The sequence below is a fragment of the Sphingobacterium cavernae genome (assembly GCF_008520265.1).
In the GTDB taxonomy this organism is placed as follows: domain Bacteria; phylum Bacteroidota; class Bacteroidia; order Sphingobacteriales; family Sphingobacteriaceae; genus Sphingobacterium; species Sphingobacterium cavernae.
The window spans coordinates 1-4359 of sequence record NZ_VIQM01000093.1 but is presented as its reverse complement, the minus strand read 5'-3'; the positions used below and the strand labels follow the sequence as shown (position 1 = coordinate 4359).

Sequence of the window (4359 nt, the reverse complement as noted above, 5' to 3'; positions counted from 1 at the left end):
TTCAAGCGGATGATGAATAAATGGAAATCATCATTTTTTGTCTTTATTCAAAACCTGTTTATCCAACTCTATTGTTGCAGGTTAAATTGGATAATCGGATCAAAATAGCTTTTTAAGGCTTGACTATCTAAATGATTTTAATTATCAAGGTGGATTTGATCAGGAGGAGTTGAATCTAATATTTGAGACTATGTCAAATAATTATTTTGCTTGGGTAAGTGGTTTTTCTGTTGCTGCAATGGCTAACCCAGAAAATCCTGAATTGGCAGAAAATTTCGCATCAACACTTAAAGCGATTAGACCTGATATTGCACAATCTGTAGCGCGGGTTATATTTCAGTCAGATTACCGTAAAGAATTACCAAAATTGGATAAGCCCACATTAATTATACAGGCACAAGGAGACATTGCTGTGCCTTTGCGTGTTGCAGAGTATATGAACGATAATATTCCAAATAGCAAATTGAAAGTCGTAAATGCTTTTGGACATTTTCCACATATGAGTGCTCCAGAAGAAATCATTAAGGAGATTAAACTATTTATTTAATATTTTGAATAAGCTGAGTGATATAGATTGGAATTATGAAGCGGTTAGTTTTTTAACTGGTTTGTACCCAATTAAGAAGAAAACAGATTATAAGGATGTTTTATGTGAATCTACGAATCTGCTTAAAATGCATTCGCAGGCTAGGATAGTTTCATTTGTAAGAATTGAAGACAATATAACTGCACGTATAGAATATAGTACCTCAAAAGAACTTCTAAACAATTTGTTTGATGTTCAGCTAATTCTTGACTTTCTTGCGCAAGAGGATATTGTCATGAATGTTGATTTTTTGAATCAAAAGGAACAATCTGAAGTCGTTGTTTTTTTACCATTACAGGAAAAGGGGCTTAGAGGGGGATTTCTGCTAACGGTGGAGCAGTCTCTTTCTTTAGACATATCGTATAAGAGTTTTTTAAATTCTTTGCACCAAGGGCTTAAAGATACGTGTTTCACTATTCAGAAACATTTAGTGATTGAAGAGTTCAGCACGCGTTTCAATACTATTCTTGAAACTATTCCTCAAGGAATTGTTTTTGTTGATGATGGTGGTAAGAATGGGTGGGTGAATAGAAAGGCTTCTGAAATTTTAGAAATCCCAAAAGGAAAAAACAGTCCTATTGCTATTGCTCAAGCAATGCAAAAACTAAAAAGTACTGCTGTAAACAAAGAAGAAATTAATCAGGGTGGGTTGCGATTATTTAGTTCCTCTGGTCAAAAAATTGACGATTGGAAGTGGATTTTTGGTGATCCAGTAAGTTTAGTGCTTAATGTCACTTGTGTTCCTGCCGTTTCTCAAAACGTAAAAGGACGTATGTGGGTGTTCACAGACTTCACATTTCAGTATTTGGCGCAAATCCAATTACAAGCGCTATCTGAAGAATTAGAACAAAAAAGAAAAATTTCCGATCTACAAAACAAAGCAAAATCAGAATTTTTAGCTAACATGAGTCATGAAATCCGTACTCCACTTAACGGTGTGATTGGGTTTGCAGATCTGTTGCTTAAAACAGAATTAAATGACACACAATATCAATACCTAAACTATATTAGAGATTCTGGAAATATACTTCTTAGTGTGATAAACGATATTCTTGATTTTTCTAAAATAGAATCAGGAAAATTGGAACTTTTTATCGATCGCTATAACGTTTATGAAGTTATTAATCAGATTGTAAATATTATTCTTTATCAAGCGCAACATAAAAATTTAGAGTTGTTATTAAACGTAGAACAAGGTTTGCCTCAGGATATCTGGATTGATGAGGCGCGTTTAAAGCAAGTGTTAGTAAATATGCTTGGAAATGCTGTTAAGTTCACTCCAGAAGGTGAGGTTGAGCTTTCTGTAAAGAAAATCCATATGAATGAAGAAACCATTATTTTGCGTTTTTCTGTTCGCGATACGGGAATTGGTATACCTTTGGAAAAGCAGCAACGAATCTTTGATGCTTTTACTCAAGAAGATAGTTCGGTAAGCAAAAAATACGGAGGAACAGGCTTAGGTCTAACCATATCTAATAATCTATTAAAATATATGGGTAGTAATCTAAAGCTTGAGAGTGAATTAGATAAAGGGTCTATTTTTTATTTTGATATTGAAGTACGATATGAGCAAAATTTGGTACAAGTAGAAGAAGAACTGAATGTTGGTCGGGTTTTAATTGTTGATGACAACCAGAACAATAGGACCATTCTTAAACATATGTTAGAGTATAAAAATATCACTTGTGTTACGGCAGCTAATGGTATAGAAGCTATTCAGCTTTTAATTAATGGAGAGTTTTTCGATACTATCTTAATGGATTACCATATGCCAATACTTTCAGGGCTTGAAACTATAGATAAGATGAAAGAGATTTTTAAACAGAATAATAGACCTGTGCCTCTTTTGGTATTACATACTTCCTCGGAAGAACATGATGTTATATCAGCATTCAGAAAGAATGAAAATTCGCATTGTTTACTCAAGCCAATTAAATCTGATGAATTATATAGAATACTTGCTAAAACCTCTCAGAGCGTTAAAACTAAAAGAGAAGAAGATTTTTCGATAAACAGGGATCTGTCAATTTTTGAACAACCTATAAATGTCTTATTGGCTGATGATAATCCGGTTAATAGGGCTTTGAATCACAAGATGCTAGAGATGTTAGTTCCTGGTGCGAGACTTCTGCAAGTGAGTGATGGAAAACAAGCTGTTGAAGCATGTGAGAAGGAGATTTTCCAACTCATTTTAATGGACGTACAAATGCCTATTATGGATGGCTATGATGCTACGAGACATATCCGTTTATTGCCAGGATATCAAAATATACCAATTATAGCGGTAAGTGCAGGAAATGTCTCTGGCGAAATGGAACGATGCGTTAGGGCGGGAATGAACGATTTTTTGTCCAAACCATTTACATCAAAGGATATGTTAAAGGTTCTTCAGGCTAATATTGGCCTTGGCGGGGATGAATGATTGATTTAATCAAGAGCGGTAGAAATATTACAGCGGAAGTTGTCAACTAAGTCAATTTCTCTCTTAGACTAAATGCGCTTTAAATTTAAGTTGATTTTTCTATGATGTATGTAATTCAATGATTTTCCAATTTTGTGGTAGATGCATTATATCCATCCTTCGCGTAAGGCTTTCGAGCCTAATTCGACAAAGGATTTACAGTTTGATTTTCGGAGGATATTTTTACGATGAACACTCACTGTATATGGGGATATGTATAGTGCAGAAGCGATTTCGAGTGTGGTTCTGCCTAACAGAACCAATTGGATTATTTCTTTTTCTCTTGTGGTAAATAAAGAAGCTTCAGGTGTTTTTTGTTGGCCATAAGGAGTTAATACATTATAGTATGAAGGTTCACCATCTAATCCTAAGAAAGAAAGGTTGATTGCCTTTTCTTCTGTTTTAAGTTGAGTTATATCGGTGTGAACCCCTAGTACTCTTACCACAGCTCCATCCTCATTGGTTTGAATGGTGCTTACTTGTTGCAATATCCATTTGTATGAGCCATCTGCACAGCGTAAGCGATAATCGTAATTCACCTTGTATTTCAATACCTTATCAGGCTTGAGTTTCGAAAAAAAATTTGTTACTTCTTGCTCATACATTACAAAACGGGATTTATCATCGGGATGTATGTTATTCATAATGTTTTCAGGATTAAAGTTGCTTAAAGACCATCCTAATACATTCTTTAAGCTCTCACTCACAAATTCTATTTCTATATTGCCAACATTAAAGATATAATAATAATATGCCTCGGGGTGAAGTCGATCTAAAAGCTTCTCATAAATTTCGAGCTGAAATGTATAAGGTAAATTAGCTTCGGGCGCATATTTTGCAATTTCTTGCCAAGTTTGTTTTGCTTGATTGTATTTCAATAAATCCATAGGCAATTACTTAAATCAAATATCATAAAAATTTTCAATTATCACCTAAAGGGTGTGCTTTCGATTGAGAAAAATTTTTCTATGGATCTTCTGGTCAGTAAATATACTTAAGGTTCTTTCGGTTGCCCTGGGGTTAAGAAATTATCTTCTTTCGCGCGATTGCGAGTCTACAACACCTATGGTAGATCTTTCAATCTCTAACTTACCATCGAGCTTGCTTGTCGCCAAAATGCTTTACAGGGTGATTAAACTTTTCAATAATCTTTTATTAGTCAAAAGTCGCTGTCAGTCCATATGCTTATAACCTGAATTCGATAATTAAAAAGCGTACAATTGGTTAGTTTTTACCGTTTGATATTTGATTGAAGGTTTCTTAGGGAAGAAACTGTATGCTGCTAATCCAGCTAAGATATTTACGATAAAGT

General features: G+C 34.3%; 3 protein-coding genes and 1 pseudogene. 2 read left to right on the top strand and 2 right to left on the bottom strand.

Annotation, left to right across the window (positions count from 1 at the left end; genetic code table 11):
• Positions 1-190: 190 nt before the first annotated feature.
• A complete protein-coding gene (locus FLS47_RS16175) occupies positions 191-547 on the top strand; it encodes an alpha/beta fold hydrolase (RefSeq protein WP_223225379.1) in 357 nt (118 codons plus the stop codon).
• 4 nt (positions 548-551) lie between these two features.
• Positions 552-3008 carry a response regulator gene (locus FLS47_RS16170; protein WP_223225377.1) on the top strand — a complete coding sequence of 819 codons (2457 nt, stop codon included), beginning with the start codon at positions 552-554 and terminating at the stop codon, positions 3006-3008.
• Positions 3009-3154: 146 nt separating this feature from the next.
• On the opposite strand, the gene FLS47_RS16165 is transcribed toward FLS47_RS16170, so the two are convergent.
• Complete coding sequence (locus FLS47_RS16165; protein ID WP_149915364.1) at positions 3155-3934, bottom strand: LuxR C-terminal-related transcriptional regulator; 780 nt, start codon at positions 3932-3934, stop codon at positions 3155-3157.
• Between the two features lie 318 nt (positions 3935-4252).
• Positions 4253-4359: pseudogene (locus FLS47_RS19180) on the bottom strand (IS982 family transposase); the annotation flags it as partial.